The organism is Haemophilus sp. HN_Hi08 (assembly GCF_049824455.1).
Classification (GTDB): Bacteria; Pseudomonadota; Gammaproteobacteria; order Enterobacterales; family Pasteurellaceae; genus Haemophilus; species Haemophilus influenzae_D.
Map to the genome: position 1 here is coordinate 465,156 of NZ_CP187493.1, position 18,603 is coordinate 483,758.

At 38.1% G+C, this 18,603-nt stretch carries 18 protein-coding genes; 13 read left to right on the forward strand and 5 right to left on the reverse strand.

Translation table 11 applies throughout. From position 1 onward, the window contains the following. The first annotated feature begins 26 nt into the window (after positions 1-26). Positions 27-1,568 (forward strand): threonine ammonia-lyase, biosynthetic, encoded by a 1,542-nt coding sequence (ilvA, locus tag ACPT8O_RS02340; protein WP_021034469.1) that lies wholly within the window; start codon positions 27-29, stop codon positions 1,566-1,568. 38 nt (positions 1,569-1,606) lie between these two features. Here the strand turns inward: ilvA and dnaE are convergent, their stop codons facing one another. Further along, positions 1,607-5,086 carry a DNA polymerase III subunit alpha gene (gene dnaE, locus ACPT8O_RS02345; protein WP_041175248.1) on the reverse strand — a complete coding sequence of 1,160 codons (3,480 nt, stop codon included), beginning with the start codon at positions 5,084-5,086 and terminating at the stop codon, positions 1,607-1,609. Between the two features lie 239 nt (positions 5,087-5,325). Here dnaE and ACPT8O_RS02350 point away from each other — a divergent pair, with 239 nt between their 5' ends. Then, positions 5,326-6,978 carry a phospho-sugar mutase gene (locus tag ACPT8O_RS02350; protein WP_021034467.1) on the forward strand — a complete coding sequence of 551 codons (1,653 nt, stop codon included), beginning with the start codon at positions 5,326-5,328 and terminating at the stop codon, positions 6,976-6,978. 81 nt (positions 6,979-7,059) lie between these two features. On the opposite strand, the gene luxS is transcribed toward ACPT8O_RS02350, so the two are convergent. The 3 genes from luxS to ACPT8O_RS02365 form a co-directional block, all read right to left on the reverse strand. Then, positions 7,060-7,563, reverse strand: coding sequence for an S-ribosylhomocysteine lyase (gene luxS / locus ACPT8O_RS02355; RefSeq protein WP_021034466.1), 504 nt, complete (start codon positions 7,561-7,563; stop codon positions 7,060-7,062). Positions 7,564-7,893: 330 nt separating this feature from the next. Further along, on the reverse strand, positions 7,894-8,367 hold the full coding sequence (locus ACPT8O_RS02360) for a YqaA family protein (protein ID WP_021034465.1): 474 nt from the start codon (positions 8,365-8,367) through the stop codon (positions 7,894-7,896). After that, complete coding sequence (locus tag ACPT8O_RS02365; RefSeq protein WP_005649420.1) at positions 8,367-8,969, reverse strand: beta-phosphoglucomutase family hydrolase; 603 nt, start codon at positions 8,967-8,969, stop codon at positions 8,367-8,369. The genes ACPT8O_RS02360 and ACPT8O_RS02365 overlap by 1 nt, the downstream gene beginning before the upstream one ends. 114 nt (positions 8,970-9,083) lie before the next feature. On the opposite strand from ACPT8O_RS02365, the gene ACPT8O_RS02370 reads away from it, so the two are divergent. The 11 genes from ACPT8O_RS02370 (at position 9,084) to ACPT8O_RS02420 (ending at position 17,184) form a co-directional block, all read left to right on the forward strand. Next, a complete protein-coding gene (locus ACPT8O_RS02370) occupies positions 9,084-9,461 on the forward strand; it encodes a PRD domain-containing protein (RefSeq protein ID WP_005649419.1) in 378 nt (125 codons plus the stop codon). 139 nt (positions 9,462-9,600) lie between these two features. Beyond that, positions 9,601-10,212 carry a 16S rRNA (guanine(527)-N(7))-methyltransferase RsmG gene (gene rsmG, locus ACPT8O_RS02375; RefSeq protein ID WP_021034464.1) on the forward strand — a complete coding sequence of 204 codons (612 nt, stop codon included), beginning with the start codon at positions 9,601-9,603 and terminating at the stop codon, positions 10,210-10,212. A gap of 118 nt (positions 10,213-10,330) precedes the next feature. Then, entirely contained in the window at positions 10,331-10,705 is a 375-nt protein-coding gene (locus ACPT8O_RS02380) for an ATP synthase subunit I (RefSeq protein WP_005686968.1), read from the forward strand. A 27-nt stretch (positions 10,706-10,732) separates the two neighbouring features. After that, on the forward strand, positions 10,733-11,521 hold the full coding sequence (gene atpB, locus ACPT8O_RS02385) for a F0F1 ATP synthase subunit A (RefSeq protein ID WP_005629251.1): 789 nt from the start codon (positions 10,733-10,735) through the stop codon (positions 11,519-11,521). A 55-nt stretch (positions 11,522-11,576) separates the two neighbouring features. Continuing rightward, the gene (atpE, locus tag ACPT8O_RS02390; RefSeq protein ID WP_005629249.1) at positions 11,577-11,831 is read left to right on the forward strand and encodes a F0F1 ATP synthase subunit C; all 255 of its coding nucleotides are present in this window, start codon (positions 11,577-11,579) and stop codon (positions 11,829-11,831) included. A 49-nt stretch (positions 11,832-11,880) separates the two neighbouring features. After that, a complete protein-coding gene (gene atpF / locus ACPT8O_RS02395) occupies positions 11,881-12,351 on the forward strand; it encodes a F0F1 ATP synthase subunit B (RefSeq protein WP_005649414.1) in 471 nt (156 codons plus the stop codon). Between the two features lie 12 nt (positions 12,352-12,363). Then, positions 12,364-12,897, forward strand: a complete 534-nt coding sequence (gene atpH, locus ACPT8O_RS02400; RefSeq protein ID WP_021034462.1) for a F0F1 ATP synthase subunit delta — start codon at positions 12,364-12,366, stop codon at positions 12,895-12,897. Positions 12,898-12,909: 12 nt separating this feature from the next. Then, the gene (gene atpA / locus ACPT8O_RS02405) at positions 12,910-14,451 is read left to right on the forward strand and encodes a F0F1 ATP synthase subunit alpha (protein WP_005686966.1); all 1,542 of its coding nucleotides are present in this window, start codon (positions 12,910-12,912) and stop codon (positions 14,449-14,451) included. A gap of 15 nt (positions 14,452-14,466) precedes the next feature. After that, positions 14,467-15,336, forward strand: coding sequence for a F0F1 ATP synthase subunit gamma (atpG, locus tag ACPT8O_RS02410; RefSeq protein ID WP_021034461.1), 870 nt, complete (start codon positions 14,467-14,469; stop codon positions 15,334-15,336). A gap of 16 nt (positions 15,337-15,352) precedes the next feature. Next, positions 15,353-16,726 (forward strand): F0F1 ATP synthase subunit beta, encoded by a 1,374-nt coding sequence (gene atpD, locus ACPT8O_RS02415; RefSeq protein WP_021034460.1) that lies wholly within the window; start codon positions 15,353-15,355, stop codon positions 16,724-16,726. Between the two features lie 29 nt (positions 16,727-16,755). Continuing rightward, positions 16,756-17,184, forward strand: a complete 429-nt coding sequence (locus tag ACPT8O_RS02420) for a F0F1 ATP synthase subunit epsilon (RefSeq protein WP_021034459.1) — start codon at positions 16,756-16,758, stop codon at positions 17,182-17,184. A gap of 186 nt (positions 17,185-17,370) precedes the next feature. Here ACPT8O_RS02420 and ACPT8O_RS02425 read toward each other — a convergent pair whose 3' ends face one another. Further along, entirely contained in the window at positions 17,371-18,573 is a 1,203-nt protein-coding gene (locus ACPT8O_RS02425) for an aromatic amino acid transporter (RefSeq protein ID WP_021034458.1), read from the reverse strand. Between the last annotated feature and the right edge of the window lie 30 nt (positions 18,574-18,603).

Below are 18,603 nucleotides of genomic sequence, written 5' to 3' on the forward strand. Positions count from 1 at the left end.
CGCACTTCATCATAAAAACAAATACTATGAAAAATCTACTCACCAATCCTCAACCTTCTCAATCAGATTATATCAGTGCCATTGTTAAACTTGGTTCACGCGTATATGAAGCAGCGCAAGTGACCCCTTTACAAAAAATGGGAAAACTTTCTGAACGACTGCACAATAATATCTGGATCAAGCGTGAAGATCGTCAGCCCGTAAATAGTTTTAAACTACGCGGTGCTTACGCAATGATTTCTAGCCTTTCAGCAGAACAAAAAGAAGCGGGCGTGATAGCGGCATCAGCGGGTAACCATGCTCAAGGCGTGGCATTATCAGCGAAACAATTAGGCTTAAAAGCATTAATTGTTATGCCACAAAATACGCCAAGTATTAAAGTAGATGCAGTGCGTGGTTTTGGTGGCGAGGTGTTGTTGCACGGTGCTAATTTTGATGAAGCCAAAGCAAAAGCTATTGAGCTTTCAAAAGAAAAAAATATGACATTTATTCCTCCATTCGATCATCCATTAGTGATCGCAGGGCAAGGCACATTAGCAATGGAAATGCTACAACAAGTGGCAGATTTGGATTATGTGTTTGTACAAGTCGGCGGTGGTGGCTTAGCTGCGGGTGTAGCAATTTTGCTTAAGCAATTTATGCCAGAAATTAAAATTATCGGCGTAGAATCAAAGGATTCTGCATGCTTAAAAGCCGCTCTCGATAAAGGCGAACCAACAGATTTAACCCATGTTGGATTATTTGCAGATGGTGTTGCCGTAAAACGCATTGGCGACGAAACATTTCGCCTATGCCAACAATATCTTGATGATATGGTACTGGTCGATAGTGATGAAGTGTGCGCAGCAATGAAAGATTTGTTTGAGAACGTTCGTGCTGTTGCTGAACCATCAGGTGCATTAGGTTTAGCTGGTTTGAAAAAATATGCGAAACAAAACCATATTGAAAGCAAAAATATGGCGGCAATTTTGTCTGGCGCGAACTTGAATTTCCACACCTTACGTTATGTATCTGAACGTTGTGAAATTGGCGAAAACCGAGAAGCTTTATTAGCCGTGACCATGCCTGAACAACCCGGTAGTTTCTTAAAATTTGCTTATGTATTAGGTAACCGAGCTGTAACCGAATTCAGTTATCGTTATGCAGATGATAAACGTGCTTGCGTGTTTGTTGGGGTAAGAACGACAAATGAGCAAGAAAAAGCAGATATTATTGCAGACCTCACTAAAAATGGTTTTGATGTTGAGGATATGTCTGATGATGATATTGCGAAAACGCATGTTCGCTATTTAATGGGTGGTCGTGCAGCCAATGATAATGAACGCTTATATACGTTCGAATTCCCAGAGCAAAAAGGTGCGTTATTAAAATTCTTGGAAACCTTGCAAAATCGTTGGAATATTTCATTATTCCATTATCGTGCCCACGGTGCGGACTATGGAAATATCCTTGCTGGTTTCCAAATTGAAGAACACGAACAAGCAGAATTTGAACAGATACTTGCCCAACTCAATTATGTTTTTGAAGATGTAACAGAAAGCAAATCTTATCGTTATTTCTTACGTTAATCTTATAAAAAAGGCGTGATATTTTTCACGCCTTTGTCTTATTCAAACTCTAATTCCACCGCACTTTCGCCAAGTAAATTCACCAATTCCGTCAGAATTTCATCTGTTGGAATAATTGACCATTGCACGCCTAAACGTAACAACGCACGACCTTTCGGACTTTGATAATACACGTTAATCGGCAAGGTTCCACCACTCACTGGCTCAAGTAATGCTTTAAGTTGTTTAATGAAACTTGGTGTAATTTGATGCTCAGAAAGACTAATAGCTAAGGATTTGACATAACGAGAACGTGCTTCGTCTAAGGTCATTAACTCTCGCACCGCCATTTTTAATCCGCCAGAAAAATCATCAAAGCTCACTTGCCCTGATGCAACCACAACGGTATCTTTTTGTAACTTCTCACCAAATTGCTCTAGGCTTTCGCCAAATAATGTTAAATCTAAGCGACCAGAACGATCGTCTAATGTAGCAATGCCTAAGCGATTGCCTTTTTTTGTGATTGCAATTCGTGATGAGACCAATAATCCCGCCACAGTGCTAATTTGTCCACGGCGATTTGGTGCAAGATCTTTCAAGCGCGTCGATGTGTAATGGGAAAGTTCTTTCAAATAACGGCTAACAGGATGGCTGCTTAAATAAAGCCCCAAGGTTTCTCGTTCGCCATCAAGAATTTGTTTTTCAGTGTAAGGTGGTGTATTAGCATAGGCATTTTCTACGTCTTCATGGGTTTCAGTCAGCACGCCGAACATATCTGTTTGTCCTATTGCTTCATCTTTCGCATGTTGATCAGAAGCTCTAAGCGCATCTTCTAAATTCTTAGAAAGTGCGGCGCGATGTGGGCCTAATTTATCAAAGGCACCCGACATAATTAGGCTTTCAAAGGTGCGGCGGTTAATTTTTTTCAAATCTACACGAGCGCATAAATCGAATAAATCTTTGAAAATCCCCCCTTCATTTCTTGCCGTCACAAGTGCTTCAATCGGACCTTCCCCCACGCCTTTAATCGCGCCAATACCATATACAATTTCGCCTTGTTCATTGACGCTAAAATGGTGCTTGCCGACATTAATATCTGGTGGCGTTACTTTTAAGCCCATACGCAAACATTCGTCGTACAAACCTACGATTTTATCCGTATTATCCATTTCAGATGTCATCACTGCAGCCATAAATTCCGCAGGGAAATGGGTTTTGAGCCAAAGGGTTTGGTAAGACACCAAGGCATAAGCAGCGGAGTGAGATTTATTAAAACCATAGCCAGCAAATTTTTCCACCAAGTCGAAAATCTTCATGGAAAGCTCACCATCCACACCGTTTTTTACCGCCCCCTCTTTAAACACAGAACGCTGCTTTGCCATTTCCTCTGGTTTCTTTTTCCCCATCGCTCGACGCAATAAGTCTGCTCCACCCAATGTATAACCAGCCAACACTTGCGCAATTTGCATCACTTGTTCTTGATACAAAATAATGCCGTAAGTCGGCTCAAGAATAGGTTTCAAGCTTTCATGTTGATATTCTGCGTCAGGGTAAGATACTTCTTCTCGCCCATGTTTACGGTCGATAAAGTTATCTACCATGCCCGATTGCAACGGGCCAGGACGGAACAATGCTACCAATGCGATAATATCTTCAAAACAGTCAGGTTGCAGGCGTTTGATCAAATCTTTCATACCACGCGATTCCAACTGGAACACGGCGGTGGTTTCGGAACGTTTAAGTAATTCAAAAGATTCAGGATCATCAAGTGGAATGGCGGCAATATCTACTCGAGACTTGCCTTCACGCACCATACGAACATTAATCATATCCAATGCCCATTTAATGATAGTGAGAGTACGCAAGCCTAAGAAGTCGAATTTCACAAGCCCCGCATATTCCACATCATTTTTATCAAAGTGAGTAACTGGATGTAAGCCTTCATTATCACAATAGAGTGGTGAAAAATCAGTAATTAAGGTTGGCGAAATGACCACGCCACCTGCATGTTTACCTGCATTACGGGTTACGCCCTCCAGTTTACGTGCCATATCAATCAACGCTTGTACTTCTTCATCGCTATCGTAAGCAGTCTGTAATTGCGGCTCGGCTTCAAATGCTTTGGCAAGCGTCATACCCGGATCTAGAGGAATCAATTTAGAAATACGATCCACAAAGCCGTAAGGATGCCCCAATACGCGTCCCACATCTCGAATAACCGCTTTTGCTGCCATCGTACCAAAGGTAATAATTTGTGATACCGCTCCACGACCATAAGTTTCTGCAACGTGTTCAATCACGCGATCGCGACCATCCATACAGAAATCCACGTCGAAATCGGGCATAGACACACGTTCTGGATTTAAGAAACGTTCAAAAAGTAAATCGAATTCTAGCGGATCTAAATCCGTGATTTTGAGTGCGTAAGCCACTAATGAACCCGCCCCAGAACCACGACCTGGTCCAACAGGAATATTGTTATCCTTAGACCATTGAATAAATTCCATTACGATTAAGAAATAACCTGGGAATCCCATTTGGTTAATCACATCCAGCTCAACCTGCAAGCGTTCATCATATTTTGGTCTTTTTTCTAACCGCACTTTTTCATCAGGGAATAAAAAAGCTAAACGTTCTTCCAAGCCCTCTTTGGATTTTTGTACTAAGAAATCTTCTGTACTTAAATCGCCAGTTGGAAATTGAGGTAAGAAATATTGACCGAGACGCAAAGTGACACTACAACGTTGCGCAATTAATAAAGTATTTTCAAGAGCGGAAGGAATGTCAGCAAACAGCTTACACATTTCGTCTTCGCTGCGGAAATATTGCTGTGAGGTATAATATTTCGGACGTTTAGGATCGTCTAAAGTATAGCCATCGTGAATCGCTACGCGAATTTCATGAGCCTCAAAATCATCAGATTTCAAAAACATCACATCGTTCGTCGCCACCAAAGGCAATCCATGACTTTTAGCTAATTTTAATGCTGCTTGGATATAACGTTCTTCATCTGGTTTGCCAGTACGCGTAAGTGCAAGATAAAAATGATCAGCAAAAAATTCTTGATAAAAAGCGACCGCACTTTCAATTTCGGCTACGTTTTCTTTCAACAATTTTTTACCCACATCGCCTTGCGTTCCCCCTGATAAAATAATCACGCCCTCACGATGTTCAATTAACCAATCTTGATCAATATAAGGTAAATCGTTATAACCTCGCTGATAAGCTTTTGATAACAATAAAGTAATATTTTTATAGCCTTCATTATTTTTAGCCAGCAAAGTAAGATCAAAGTATTCATCGCCACACAATGTGCTTTTTACTTTTACATCAGCCCCGATAATAGGCTTCATACCCGAAGAAAGCATTTCGCCATAAAAACGCACCACACCACAAAAATTAGTAAAATCCGTTAATCCCATTGCGACCATTTCATTAGCTGCACAGGCTTTCACTAAAGGTTTCACTTTGACAATACTGTCAATCATCGAAAAATCTGTGTGCGTGCGAAGATGGACGAAACGAGGTTGGGATGACATTGAAAATCCTTAAAGTGCGGTTAAATTTTGCCGTAAATATTGGGGCGATATTATAGCGAATTTTTCAAACAAATTCCTACGATACAAATAGCGTTCCCAAATTAGCTCAGATAATCGATTGCGTGAATAAAAAATGTTAAGTAGATCAAAAAATTAATAATTAGCCGTTTTCATTTTGTGAGATTTCCGCTAGTCTAACGGCGATTTTTTTATTTATTTCAACGAATAAGGATAACGCTATGACAACACTTTTTGAGGTTGCACAACATTGGTTAAACCAAGATCCTGACGCAGAAACTCGTGCAGAATTAACCGCACTTTTAGATGCAGCAAAAGGCGGAGATAAAGCGGCAGAAGCAGAATTGCACGCACGTTTTGATGGTCGCTTACAATTTGGTACGGCTGGTTTACGTGGCCGTTTACAAGCTGGCTCAATGGGGATGAACCGAGTTTTAGTTTCTCAAGCTGCTGGTGGTTTAGCGGAATATTTAAAAGGTTACGATAAAGAACCATCTATCGTCATTGGTTATGATGGTCGTAAAAACTCTGATGTATTTGCTCGTGACACTGCTGAAATTATGGCGGGTGCAGGCGTAAAAGCTTATTTATTACCTCGCAAATTACCGACTCCAGTTTTAGCTTATGCGATCCAATATTTTGATACCACTGCTGGTGTAATGGTAACAGCAAGCCATAACCCACCAGAAGATAACGGCTATAAAGTGTATTTAGGTAAAGCAAATGGCGGCGGTCAAATCGTTTCACCAGCAGATAAAGACATCGCAGCATTAATTGATAAAGTTGCGGCTGGCAATATCCAAGATTTACCACGTAGCGATAATTATGTGGTGTTAAATGATGAAGTGGTAGATGCGTACATTGCAAAAACAGCATCATTAGCTAAAGAGCCAGCTTGTGACATTAACTATGTTTATACTGCTATGCACGGTGTTGGCTATGAAGTTTTAAGTAAAACGTTAGCAAAAGCAGGCTTACCACAACCTCACGTAGTGGCAGATCAAGTTTGGCCAGATGGCACATTCCCAACCGTGAACTTCCCTAATCCAGAAGAAAAAGGTGCGTTAGATTTAGCAATTAAAGTGGCAAAAGAAAAGAATGCTGAATTTATCATTGCTAATGACCCAGATGCAGACCGTTTAGCCGTTGCTGTGCCTGATGCGCAAGACAACTGGAAATCACTACACGGCAACGTGGTTGGCTGCTTCTTAGGGTGGTACTTAGCAAAACAATATCAAGGAAAACAAGGCACATTGGCTTGCTCACTTGTTTCTTCTCCTGCACTTGCTGAAATTGCGAAAAAATACGGTTTCCAATCAGAAGAAACCTTAACTGGTTTCAAATATATCGGTAAAGTATCTGGCTTATTGTTTGGTTTTGAAGAAGCATTAGGCTATTTAGTGGATCCAGACAAAGTACGCGATAAAGACGGTATTTCTGCGGCAATCGTGTTCTTAGATCTTGTGCGTAACTTGAAAAAACAAGGCAAAACTTTAGCGGATTATGCGGATGAATTTACCAAAGAATTTGGTGCTTATGTGAGTGGACAAATCTCTATTCGAGTCAGCGATCTTTCAGAAATCGGAAAATTAATGACCGCACTTCGTAACAATCCACCAGCAGAAATCGCTGGCGTGAAAGTGGCACAATTTATCGACCATACTAAAACAGATCGTCAAAGCGATATCCTTGTATTTAACTTGGAAAATGGCGGACGCTTAATTGCTCGTCCTTCAGGTACTGAACCAAAAATTAAATTCTACTTGGATGCGCGCGGTAAAGATCCAAAAGATGCAGATCGCGTATTAGCAGAATTTGATGAAGGTGTTCGTCACATTCTTCGCCAAGATGCTTATGGCAAACAAGACTGCTAATTAATCGTTTCTAAAAATAAAACGCACTTTGTAGAAAGTGCGTTTTTATTACTAACTTTTTTAGGTTAATCAAGCGTCTTTCTATTTTAATAAGGAATTATCGAGTGCCAAATCTTCATTTTTATTTACCCCTATACCACGTGCGATAACATTTTTGGCAATTTCGTGTGCATCTTCTAAGGAATGTTCCGTATAGCTTCCGCATTGATAGATATTTAATTCGGGAATAGCAGATTGATCTTGTACACCTAAAACATCTTGCATTGAAGCTAACCAAGCCTCAGACACTTGCTGTTCATTTGGTGTGCCAATCAAAGACATATAAAATCCAGTACGACATCCCATCGGAGAAATATCAATAATTTCTATGCTATCGCCATTTAAGTGATCACGCATAAATCCAGCAAACAAATGTTCAAGTGTATGAATACCTCTTGGGGAAAGAATTTCTTTGTTTGGAATACAAAAACGTAAATCAAAAACAGTAATATTATCGCCTTTTGGCGTGCGCATCGTTTTTGCAATGCGTACTGCAGGCGCGTTCATTTTTGTGTGATCCACTTTAAAACTATCAAGTAATGGCATAAATTTCCCTTGTAAATCAGTTGGTTAAGAAATAATTTGAATAAATATTTCTTTTTTACAAATTTTAATGAACTTTATAGTAAGGTTCATTGTCTTATAGAACAAGCAACTTGCAGTTGTTTTAATAAAATTGGTTCCTTAGGTTATTGCCCCACATTTATTGTGGGGTTTCTTTTATACAAAAATTTTTATTTTGAAAATTTTTAAAAAACTTTGAACTTTCTTATAAAGGCTTAGTCTTATAGTGCAAGCAACTTGCAGTTGTTTTAATAAAATTGGTTCCTTAGGTTATTTTCCCCACATTTATTGTGGGGTTTTTTCTTGCGCATTTTATAATAAGAATGGCGTACTAAAAAATAATAACGCAACATAACGAACCATTTTTCCCAAAAAGATAAAGAGGCTACTCGCTACAAAATTTAATCTTAACCAACCAGCTATGGCACAAAATAAATCGCCAATGACAGGTAGCCAGCTCAAAAGTAAAGCAATCGCCCCATAACGCCGTAGCTGATTTATTGCCCATAAAGTGCGGTAATTTTTGGGATCGAATTTTGGTATCCATCGCCCAATCCCGTAAGTAGTTAAACTCCCCAATCCATTGCCAAGCGTGGCGAAAAAAACGAGTGCCAATATATCTGTACTAAATAAAGATCCCAACACTAATTTAGGTACAGCAAGCGCAACAAATATAGCTTCTGAATTACCTGGTAATACTGTTGCACTCAAAAACGCGCTGATAAACATAAGGCATAAGCTATTAGCCTGCCAAAAATCAGCACTAAAAAATGAAAAAATATCCATTATCTTGGCGAAATAATTTCTCGCGTGCGAACATCAAACACATCCATTCCCGCATTTAATCCCGCTTGCACACCTAAATCAGCATCTTCAAATACAATACAACGACTTGGATTTGCTTGAATTAATTCAGCACAGCGTAAAAAGGTTTCTGGGTGTGGTTTATGCTCTTTTACATCGTTTGCACTGACAATGGCATTAAAGTAAGGTGCAATAGCCAGTTTATCCATCAACATATCAATAATTTTACGGTGTGAGCCAGAACCTAGAGCCATTGGCTTTTTCTGATGAAAATATTTAACAATTTCAAAGGTTGGTAATAACTTTGATTGAGTTGGTATAAGTTGATAAGACAACTCACGTTTTGCAGCAAGCACATCCTCAATTCTATCTAATGGCATATTCGCCGCTTTCATCATTTCCCCTGCAATAGTTTTAACCGTCGCCCCGCCTAAGTTATACATAATTTGGCAATCAAATTCATAGCCAAATCGCTCTCCCACCATCGTCCAAGCCTGTGCATGCACGGGCATTGTATCAATTAAAGTTCCATCCATATCAAAAATCAATCCTTCATATGGATTGAACATTTTGTAATCTAACATTTTTACATCCTTACAAGTTTTTTACCATTTTGCTACAAAACTGTGATCTATGCACTGTTTTATTTTAGTAAAGTGCGGTAAATTAATGAACAAATTTTGAACTAACAAAAACAAATGCGGTTATTTAAGCAATTAGAACGTTGGAAAATTCGCAAGCAAATAAATCAATCTATTATTGATGTGATATTTCGTTTACGAGCTCGTTTAGCCAATTACTGGCAAGCGGATGTGAATACGCCTCAAGTGGATTTTATGCTGCTGCATATTGCTTGCAGTTTAGGTCGGATAGAACGGGGAGGTTGCGTTTCTCCGCTTTATTCAGAAATGCTAGAAGAAATTCAAAGTGCGGTCGTTTTTCCACAAGTTTTAGCTATTCATCAAGATTTACTCAAATTAATGCCATTTTCCATTCCTGAAGCAGAACAAACTTATTTTTTAGTGAACATTCATTCTTTGGTTCTTGAACAGAAGCAATTGAAGTCTTTGAAATGAATTATGCGGATGCTTATTCAATTTATGGTATAAAAATGGATATTGATTTAGTAAATAATCCATCAAGTTACTAAAAACATTAAGGAAATCTACCGCACTTTTAAGTAAAATAGCGCAATTTTCCAAAGAGATAATAAATATGAAAGCCAAATTAGTCAGTTTACTTGTGCAAGCAAATATAAAAATAAGCGATCAACAAATTCAGCAGTTGATTGATCTGGTCAATTTACTCAATAAATGGAATAAAGCTTATAATTTGACGTCGGTTCGTGATCCACAAGAAATGTTAGTCAAACATATTTTAGATAGTCTTGTAGTAAGTCCTTATTTACAAGGTGATCGTTTTATTGATGTGGGAACTGGCCCAGGTTTGCCAGGCCTGCCTTTAGCTATTATTAATCCTTCCAAACAATTTGTCCTCCTTGATAGTTTAGGTAAGCGTATTAGTTTTATTAGAAATGCTATACGTGAGCTTAGACTTACTAATGCAACCCCTGTTTTAAGTAGAGTAGAAGAATATCAACCTGAAGATAAATTTGATGGTGTATTAAGTCGTGCTTTTGCTTCACTAAAAGATATGACAGATTGGTGTCATCATTTACCAAAAGAAAATGGATATTTTTATGCATTAAAAGGGATTTATCAGGAAGATGAAATTAATGAATTGAATAAAAAATATACTATTCAAAAAGTGATTGAATTATCTGTTCCTGAACTTATAGGCGAACGACATTTAATCGTTTTACGTTAAATAGTTACAATTTAGTAAAAAATTTCTAAAAGTGTGATTTAGTTAACGTTTTTCAGTGCTTTTTAAGTTGAATCTAATTTCATCAAATGTATAATTAGAACGTTTTAAGGTTTTAAAAATGTCGAGAATTGTACAACAAGCGAAAGTTCAGTATCAAAAAGCTATTTTTATTGAAATAGTCATTATGCTGCTATTGGCTTGTTTTTTTGCTTTATGGCAAATGAAAAGTGCGTTTGATTTTTTATTCGGATTTCTTTCGGCATTAATTCCTTTCGGTGTTTTTGTGTATGTGGTTTTTTATAGAAAACAACATTTAGCCACAAAATTGACCGCACTTTATAAAGGAGAAGCAATAAAATTTGTTTTAACCATTGTTTTTATTAGTATTTCATTTAAATACTTTTCGGTTACAAATTTTATTATTTTTTTTAGTGGTTTTTTTATTGCATTAATGTTGAATAATTTAGTTCCATTTTTGCTTCGCCGAATTTGATTTTTATACTTGTACTAAGGGTTTATTATGTCTGGACAAACAACATCGGAATACATTAGCCACCATTTATCCTTTCTCAAAACAGGGGATGGGTTTTGGAATGTTCATATAGATACGTTGTTCTTTTCTATTCTTGCTGCGGTTATTTTCCTATTTGTTTTTTCTCGAGTAGGAAAAAAAGCAACAACTGGCGTTCCAGGAAAAATGCAATGCTTAGTTGAAATTGTTGTGGAATGGGTTAATGGAATCGTGAAAGAAAATTTTCATGGTCCACGTAACGTAGTTGCGCCACTTGCATTAACAATTTTCTGTTGGGTATTCATCATGAATGCTATCGACTTAATTCCTGTTGATTTCTTACCTCAATTTGCAGGTTTGTTCGGTATTCATTATCTTCGTGCAGTGCCGACAGCAGATATTAGCGCAACTTTGGGTATGTCCATTTGTGTTTTCTTTTTAATTCTTTTCTACACAATAAAATCTAAAGGATTCAAAGGTTTAGTTAAAGAATATACGCTTCATCCATTCAATCATTGGGCGTTTATTCCTGTTAACTTTATTCTTGAAACGGTGACTTTATTGGCTAAACCAATTTCACTTGCTTTCCGTTTATTCGGTAACATGTATGCAGGGGAATTGATCTTTATTCTTATCGCTGTGATGTATTCCGCTAATATGGCCATTGCAGCATTAGGGATTCCGTTACATCTTGCTTGGGCTATTTTCCATATTTTGGTTATTACCTTGCAGGCTTTCATCTTTATGATGTTGACGGTTGTTTATTTAAGTATTGCTTATAACAAAGCAGATCATTAATCATTTTTTATTAACCGGCTCTAGGGCTAAAACTTAACTTCTATTGGAGAAAATTATGGAAACTGTAATTACAGCTACAATCATCGGTGCATCAATTCTTCTTGCATTTGCTGCATTAGGTACTGCAATTGGCTTTGCTATTCTAGGTGGTAAATTCTTAGAATCATCAGCTCGCCAACCAGAATTAGCATCTAGCTTACAAACTAAAATGTTTATCGTGGCTGGTCTTTTAGATGCGATTGCAATGATTGCTGTTGGTATTTCATTACTTTTCATTTTCGCAAACCCATTCATCGGTTTATTACACTAATCACCTTATTTGCTTATCAACGTAAAACAAGCATAGTAAGGAGGACGTTGTGAATTTAAATGCAACATTAATTGGTCAACTTATCGCATTCGCACTTTTCGTGTGGTTTTGCATGAAATTTGTTTGGCCACCAATTATTAATGCGATTGAAACTCGTCAAAGTCAAATTGCGAACGCTTTAGCGTCAGCTGAAGCAGCTAAAAAAGAGCAAGCAGATACGAAAAATCTTGTTGAACAAGAACTTTCAGCTGCAAAAGTACAAGCTCAAGACATTTTAGATGCTGCGAATAAACGTCGCAATGAAGTATTAGACGAAGTGAAGGCAGAAGCCGAAGAACTAAAAGCAAAAATTATTGCTCAAGGTTATGCAGAAGTAGAAGCAGAACGTAAACGTGTTCAAGAAGAATTACGTCTTAAAGTGGCTTCATTGGCAGTGGCTGGTGCTGAGAAAATTGTGGGTCGTTCTATTGATGAAGCGGCAAACAATGACATTATTGATAAATTAGTTGCAGAGTTATAAGAGGCTTAGCTTATGTCAGAATTAACTACAATAGCTCGCCCTTATGCAAAAGCTGCATTCGACTTTGCCATTGAACAAAGTGCGGTCGAAAAATGGACTGAAATGTTAGGTTTTGCTGCAGCCGTAGCTGAAGATGAAACGGTAAAAGCTTACTTAAGTAGTTCTCTTTCAGCACAGAAATTAGCTGATACAGTAATTTCTATTTGTGGCGAACAATTGGATCAATATGGGCAAAATCTTATTCGGTTAATGGCTGAAAATAAGCGTTTGAGTGCTATTCCTGCGGTGTTTGAAGAATTTAAACATCACGTAGAGGAACACCAAGCTATTGCAGAAGTTGAAGTAACCTCTGCACAACCATTGAATGCAACACAAATCGAAAAAATTGCAACTGCAATGGAAAAAAGATTAGCTCGCAAAGTGAAATTAAATTGCAACGTGGATAACGCACTTATTGCTGGTGTGATTGTTCGTACTGAAGATTTTGTGATTGACGGAAGTAGCCGTGGGCAACTTACTCGTCTCGCAAATGAGTTGCAATTATAAGAGGAATACAAGATGCAACTAAATTCAACTGAAATTAGTGAATTGATTAAAAAACGCATCGCTCAATTCGACGTGGTCAGTGAAGCGCGTAATACAGGGACGATTGTTTCTGTAAGCGATGGTATTATTCGCATCCACGGTTTAAGCGATGTGATGCAAGGTGAAATGATCGCCTTACCAGGTAATCGTTATGCGATGGCACTTAACCTTGAACGTGATTCTGTTGGTGCTGTAGTTATGGGACCTTACGCAGATTTAGCGGAAGGTATGGAAGTTCAATGTACAGGTCGTATTCTTGAAGTACCAGTTGGTCGTGGTTTATTAGGTCGTGTAGTTAATACGCTTGGTCAGCCAATCGATGGTAAAGGCGAAATTGAAAACGATGGTTTCTCTCCTGTTGAAGTTATTGCTCCAGGTGTTATTGATCGTCGTTCTGTTGATCAACCTGTTCAAACTGGTTATAAAGCTGTCGATTCTATGGTGCCGATTGGTCGTGGTCAGCGTGAGTTAATCATTGGTGACCGCCAAACTGGTAAAACTGCGTTAGCAATTGACGCAATTATTAACCAACGTAATTCTGGTATTAAATGTATCTATGTTGCGATTGGTCAAAAAGCCTCTACTATCGCAAATGTTGTGCGTAAATTAGAAGAACATGGTGCGCTTGCAAATACTATCGTGGTAGCCGCATCTGCATCTGAATCAGCAGCGTTACAATATTTAGCACCTTATGCTGGTTGTGCGATGGGGGAATATTTCCGTGATCGCGGCGAAGATGCGTTAATTGTTTATGATGATTTATCAAAACAAGCCGTAGCTTATCGTCAAATTTCATTATTATTACGTCGTCCACCAGGTCGTGAAGCCTATCCAGGTGATGTATTCTATTTACATTCTCGTTTACTAGAACGTGCTTCTCGTGTAAATGAAGATTACGTAGAAAAATTCACTAAAGGCGAAGTGAAAGGAAAAACAGGTTCTTTAACCGCACTTCCTATTATTGAAACCCAAGCTGGTGACGTATCTGCATTCGTTCCAACCAACGTAATCTCTATTACCGATGGTCAGATCTTCTTAGAATCTAACTTGTTTAACTCAGGTATTCGTCCTGCGGTAAACCCAGGTATTTCGGTATCTCGTGTTGGTGGTTCAGCGCAAACTAAAGTTATTAAGAAATTAGCGGGTGGTATTCGTACCGCGCTAGCTCAATATCGTGAATTAGCAGCGTTTGCACAGTTTGCATCAGATCTAGATGATGCGACTCGTAAGCAACTTTCTCACGGTGAAAAAGTAACTGAATTATTAAAACAAAAACAATTCGCGCCATTATCTGTTGCAGAACAAGCGGTTGTATTGTTTGCTGTTGAATTTGGTTATTTGGATGACGTGGAATTATCAAAAATTGCAAGTTTTGAGACCGCACTTTTAGATTATTCTAACCGTAATCACGCTGAGTTTATGCAAGAACTTAATAAAACCGGTAACTATAATGACGAAATCAAAGATACATTAAAAGGTATTTTAGATAGTTTTAAAGCGAATAGTGCTTGGTAGTAACGGAGAGATAAGATGGCAGGTGCAAAAGAGATAAAAACCAAAATTGCCAGTGTACAAAGTACACAAAAAATCACTAAGGCAATGGAAATGGTGGCGACCTCGAAAATGCGTAAAACGCAGGATCGTATGGCTGCATCTCGTCCGTATTCTGAAACTATCCGTAACGTTATTAGTCATGTGTCTAAAGCAAGTATCGGTTATAAACACCCGTTCTTAGTTGAGCGTGAAGTGAAGAAAATCGGTATCTTGGTTATTTCAACAGATCGTGGTATGTGTGGTGGATTAAATGTTAATTTATTCAAAACCACGCTTAACCAAATCAAAAATTGGAAAGAACAAAATATTTCTACAGATTTGGGCTTAATAGGTTCAAAGGGGATTAGTTTTTTCCGTTCCTTTGGATTTAATATCAAAGGTCAGCTTTCTGGTTTAGGCGATACGCCCGCTCTAGAAGAATTAATTGGTGTGGCAAATACAATGTTTGATGCTTATCGTAATGGTCAAATTGATGCAGTTTATATTGCATACAATAAATTTGTTAATACGATGTCGCAAAAACCTGTTGTGCAACAGTTAGTTCCTTTACCAGAATCTAAAAACGATCATTTAAATGAAAGACAACAGACTTGGGATTATCTCTATGAACCAGAACCAAAGGCACTTTTAGATAGCCTTTTAGTTCGTTATTTAGAATCCCAAATTTATCAAGCGGTTGTAGATAATGTAGCTTCAGAACAAGCGGCTCGAATGGTAGCAATGAAAGCAGCAACGGATAATGCAGGCAATTTAATTAATGATCTGCGGTTGGTGTACAACAAAGCTCGTCAAGCAAGTATCACAAATGAATTGAATGAAATCGTAGCCGGTGCGGCAGCGATTTAAGAAAAGAGGAACGGTAATGTCAGCAGGAAAAATTGTACAAATCATCGGGGCGGTGATTGATGTTGAATTTCCACAAGATGCGGTGCCAAAAGTTTACGATGCATTAAAAGTTGAATCAGGTTTAACACTTGAGGTGCAACAACAATTAGGTGGTGGAGTAGTTCGTTGTATTGCATTGGGTACATCCGATGGTTTAAAACGAGGCTTAAAAGTAGAAAACACAAATAACCCAATTCAAGTACCAGTAGGCACAAAAACTCTTGGTCGTATTATGAATGTATTGGGCGAACCAATTGACGAACAAGGAGCAATTGGTGAAGAAGAACGTTGGGCTATCCACCGTTCGGCACCAAGCTATGAAGAACAATCAAACAGTACGGAATTATTAGAAACTGGTATTAAAGTAATCGACTTAATTTGTCCATTTGCTAAAGGTGGTAAAGTTGGTCTATTCGGTGGTGCGGGTGTAGGTAAAACCGTAAATATGATGGAGTTGATTCGTAATATTGCGATTGAGCATTCAGGTTACTCTGTATTTGCGGGTGTGGGCGAACGTACTCGTGAAGGTAATGACTTCTATCATGAAATGAAAGATTCTAACGTATTAGATAAAGTATCTTTGGTTTATGGTCAAATGAACGAGCCACCGGGTAACCGTTTACGTGTTGCATTGACTGGTTTGACTATGGCTGAAAAATTCCGTGATGAAGGTCGAGATGTATTATTCTTTGTGGATAATATCTATCGTTATACCCTTGCGGGTACCGAAGTATCTGCATTATTAGGTCGTATGCCATCAGCGGTAGGTTATCAACCGACATTGGCAGAAGAAATGGGTGTGTTACAAGAACGTATCACTTCAACCAAAACAGGTTCTATCACTTCTGTGCAAGCGGTGTACGTACCAGCGGATGACTTAACTGACCCATCTCCGGCAACAACTTTCGCACACTTAGACTCAACAGTTGTATTAAGTCGTAATATCGCATCTTTAGGTATTTACCCTGCGGTTGATCCATTAGATTCAACTTCACGTCAGTTGGATCCACTTGTAGTTGGTCAAGAACATTATGATGTTGCTCGTGGTGTACAAGGTATTTTACAACGTTATAAAGAATTGAAAGATATTATCGCAATTCTTGGTATGGATGAATTATCTGAAGAAGATAAATTAGTGGTAGCACGTGCACGTAAAATTGAACGTTTCTTATCACAACCATTCTTCGTTGCAGAAGTCTTTACAGGTTCACCGGGTAAATATGTGACATTAAAAGACACCATTCGTGGCTTCAAAGGTATCTTAGAGGGCGAATATGACCATATTCCTGAACAAGCGTTCTATATGGTTGGTTCAATCGATGAAGTGTTAGAAAAAGCCAAAAATATGTAATCACTTCAAGTCATTTGAAGGAGAACAAAATGGCGACATTTAATTTAACAATAGTAAGCGCAGAGCAGAAAATCTTTGAAGGTGAAGTAAAACAAATTCAGGCAACTGGTGTGGAAGGGGAGCTTGGTATTTTGCCCGGACATACGCCATTGCTAACAGCAATTAAGCCTGGGATTGTTAAATTTACTCTTAAAGATGGGAATGAAGAAGTTATCTATGTTTCTGGTGGTTTTTTAGAAGTTCAACCAAATATTGTGACAGTGTTAGCAGATATTGCTATTCGAGGTAGTGAATTAGATGCAGATCGTATTCACGAAGCAAAACGTAAAGCAGAAGAAAATATAGTATCTCACGGATCTGATGCAGATCACGACTTACTTGTTGCAAAACTTGCTAAAGAGTTAGCAAAACTTCGAGCTTATGAACTCACTGAAAAACTATTGAAAACAAGACGATAATTGAAAGTATAATATAGATGAAGTGAACTTCATTTAGTTTAAGGGCTAAGTTCTATAATTTTAGAACTTAGCCTTTTTGTTGTATAAGATTAACGATAAGTTTTTGTCTGAACTTTTTATCTAAATTAATTAGGATAATATTTACTCTTTTTTAGATAAAAAGTGCGGTAAATTTCTAGTTTGTTTTTAACCTACTACAAATGGCAAGTAACCCGCACGAATCGCAAATGGAATAGATGTAATAGTTATGCCTAATACCAATACGATAATTAAAGTCAGATTTCCTCCCCATACTTTGTATGGCAAATTGGTGTGAGTTCGACGAGCTTTCCAAACAAGGCTAACTGGCAATACTACGGCATAGAATGCGAACATTTGACCTGCGTAGCCTAGTGCTAAAATAAAACCTTCTGGGTAAAATAATGCAAAAACAAGCGGTGGAATAAAAGTCAGCAAACCGAGAGAAATTCTGCCTGCTGTAACGTTAAATGAACGTTTTAGTAAATCTTCAATACATTCTAACAATCCTAATCCCACGCCTAAGAAAGAAGTGATAAGTGCTAATGTAGAAAATAATTTTACCGCACTTGCGATCACATTGCTTCCAGTGATGGCAAAGGTTGCTTTTACTAAGCCATTTAAGGTGGCGTCTTTTTTTAAGATTTGTAAAAATTCATTTTGTGTGAGCAATCCGTGCGTGGATAGTTGCCATAGAATATAAGCGCAAAGTGTTATGGCAGAGCCGACCAAAATGGAGAAGCGCAATGCTTTTACGTTGCCACCTAAGTATTTATTTAAACTTGGAATAGAACCGTGGAAACCAAATGCTGTAAAAAATACAGGGCTTGCAGAGATAATTAAAGCGTTATCAATTGGCGTCGCCATTAAGTTATCAAATTTGATTTCTGGTAACATTAAGATTAACACGATTGCAAAGACTGCAAGCATCACAAAAAATAACACGCGATTAATTTTATCTACGCTATGTGTACCGATGATGATAAATGAACCGAAAATCACGGTAAATAATAAGATGCTGACTTTATCGCCAAAACTTTCTGGTAATAAATCTTTTAATAGTGAACCGCCACCACTAACATAAGCGGCAATTAATGCGTATAAGAAAATAATTAGCACTGCCGTAGCAACAATGCGTCCTGCTTTACTAAAATATTGTTCAGCGAGTGTACCGATACCAGCATCACTTTCCGCAGTTTGATAGAGTTCAACGAATAAAAGTGCGCTAAAAGTTAATAATGCCCAAAGCCCTAACAATAAGACTAAAGTAAAGCCGAAGCCGATGCCTGCAGAAGTGAGTGGCATAGCCAACATTCCTGCTCCAATCATCGTACCAGCAACAAGAAGTGTGCTGCCAACAGTTTTGTTCATTTTTGTTTCCTTATAGTGTAATGTAAAATT